The following is a 2,263-nucleotide window of genomic DNA, read 5'->3' as shown; positions in this document are numbered from 1 at the left end:
CCGGCGCCTTCGCCCCCCGCCTGGCGCAGGCGCTGGCGCCGCGCGAGGCGCGCTGGAGCGCGCAGCATCGCGCGGCGGTCGCCCACAACCGCGCACGCACGCTGGAGCTGCTCGCCGAACTGCATGCATTGTCCAGCGCAGCACAACGCCGCCAGCTGCGTGACGAGATCGACATGCTCGCCACCCAGTTCGCGGGCATAAGCTGCGCCGAACCGGCTCGCGTTTCCGCGGCTGGCGGCCGATAATCGCGCCCTTCGTCTACCGCCGCCCGCGCCCTGGTGCGGGCTCTCCCGCATGCACAAGACCGAACTCGACCGTCTCGCCATCGGCCTCATGGTGGTGCTGTGCTCGATCTGGGGCCTCCAGCAGGTTGCCATCAAGCTTGCCAGCGCCGGCATCTCGCCGGTGTGGCAGGCCGGCCTGCGCTCGATCGGCGCCACGGCGATCGTCGTCGTTTGGGCGCTGCTGCGTGGGGTGAAGCTCTTCGAGCGCGACCGCAGCCTCGCGCCCGGCCTGCTCGCCGGGGCGCTGTTCGCCGGCGAGTTCGCGATGATCTTCCTCGGCCTGCAGCACACCAGCGCCTCGCGCGGGGTGATCTTCCTGTACACCGCGCCCTTCTTCGTCGCCCTCGGCGCGGTCTGGCTGCTGCCGCAGGAGCACATGCGGAGGCGGCAGTGGATGGGCATGGCGCTCGCCTTCGTCGGCGTGCTCGCGCTCTTCGGCGAGAACCTCTTCGCCGCCACCGAGGGCGCCTGGGTGGGCGACCTCATGCTGCTCGGCGCCGCGCTGCTGTGGGCGGCGACCACGCTGACCGTGAAGGCGAGCGCGCTGGCGCGCGCATCGGCCGAGAAGACGCTGCTCTACCAGCTCGGCGTGTCGGCGCTGGTGCTGCCGCCGCTCTCGCTGGCGATGGGCGAGCCGGGCGTGTTCGCGCCCACGCCCATGGTGTGGGCCAACCTCTTCTTCCAGGCGGCGATCGTCGCCGGCGTGTCGTATCTGGCCTGGTTCTGGCTGGTGCGCGAGTATCCGGCCACGCGCCTGTCCTCGTTCTCCTTCCTGACCCCGGTGATGGGCGTGCTCGCCGGCGGGCTGATCCTCGGTGAGCCGCTCACGCCGGCGGTGTACGCCGCGCTCCTCCTCGTCGGCAGCGGGATCTGGGTGGCGAACCGGTCGTAGCGTGACCGGCTGCCCGGCTGCACTCCACTCTCTTGCGCGTGCGGGCTTGGCGCCCCGCGGTGGGGCGGGGCGCGGGGCGATCGCCTATAGTGACGGCGTCCACCGTCTTCCGAGGAGCCTCCCCATGTCGCGACCCGTCGTCGAGTTCTGGTTCGAGTTCGCCAGCACCTATTCCTACCTGTCGGTGATGCGCATCGAGCGCGCAGCGGCCGCGACCGGCGTGGACATCGAATGGAAGCCTTTCCTGCTCGGGCCGGTGTTCCTCGCGCTGGGCTGGAACGACTCGCCCTTCAACATCTACCCGCCCAAGGGGCGCTACATGTGGCGCGACCTGGAACGTCTGGCGGAGAAGGAGGGCCTGCCCTTCCGCCACCCCAGCCGCTTCCCGCGCAACGGCCTGCTCGCCCCGCGGGTGGCGCTGGTGGGGGTGGAGGAGGGCTGGGTGGCGCCCTTCGCGCGTGCGGTGATGAGCGCGAATTTCGCCGAGGACCGCGAGATCGGCGAGGAGGCGGTGATCGTCGAGATCCTCGGCGCGCTCGGCCTGCCCGCAGCGGAGCTGATGGCGCGCGCGCAGGCGGATGCCAACAAGCTCGCGCTGCGCTGCCAGACCGAGCGCGCAGCCGAACTGGGCCTGTTCGGGGCGCCGAGCTTCCGTGTCGGTGAGGAGTTGTTCTGGGGCAACGATCGCCTGGAGGATGCGCTCGCCTGGGCGTGCCGTGCCGATCGCCGGTAGGCGCGACGCGAGTCGCGAGCGGGCGGTTCGACGGCTGCGGCGCCGGTCCGGGGGCCGTATCGCGACTTGCGTCGCTCCTACCGGGGTTTCGGGATCCGCGTCGGTTTCTTTTGGGAGCGACGCGAGTCGCGAGCGGGAGGTTCGACGGCTGCGGTGCCGGTCCGGGGGCCGTATCGCGACTTGCGTCGCTCCTGGCGGGGTTTCTGGATCCGTGTCGGTTTCTTGTGGGAGCGACGCGAGTCGCGATCGGGGCGCGAGCACGACTTGCGTCGCTCCCGCCGGCGCCTCGCCGAGGGCCCTCGATTGCGGGCTTGCGGCAGGTCTTACTTCTTCCCCGCCTGCTCCTGCTCGTAC

2 protein-coding genes and 1 pseudogene are annotated in these 2,263 nt (G+C 71.3%); all 3 read left to right on the top strand.

What is annotated here, in order from left to right; genetic code table 11:
* Positions 1-245, top strand: a pseudogene (locus tag C665_RS19295) (DUF6279 family lipoprotein); the annotation flags it as partial.
* Positions 246-294: 49 nt separating this feature from the next.
* A complete protein-coding gene (locus tag C665_RS19290; protein WP_004328264.1) occupies positions 295-1,176 on the top strand; it encodes a DMT family transporter in 882 nt (293 codons plus the stop codon).
* A 124-nt stretch (positions 1,177-1,300) separates the two neighbouring features.
* Positions 1,301-1,909: a 2-hydroxychromene-2-carboxylate isomerase gene (locus tag C665_RS19285; RefSeq protein WP_004328262.1), complete on the top strand. Its 609-nt coding sequence runs from the start codon at positions 1,301-1,303 to the stop codon at positions 1,907-1,909.
* Positions 1,910-2,263 lie beyond the last annotated feature (354 nt).

The organism is Thauera aminoaromatica S2 (assembly GCF_000310185.1).
GTDB lineage: Bacteria > Pseudomonadota > Gammaproteobacteria > Burkholderiales > Rhodocyclaceae > Thauera > Thauera aminoaromatica.
This window is presented reverse-complemented; position numbering and strand designations above follow the sequence as displayed.

Bases quoted from the DNA above. Each gene is read 5' to 3' on its own strand.
- C665_RS19290 (WP_004328264.1), top strand. From the start codon at position 295: ATGCACAAGACCGAACTCGACCGTCTCGCCATCGGCCTCATGGTGGTG.
- C665_RS19285 (WP_004328262.1), top strand. From the start codon at position 1,301: ATGTCGCGACCCGTCGTCGAGTTCTGGTTCGAGTTCGCCAGCACCTAT.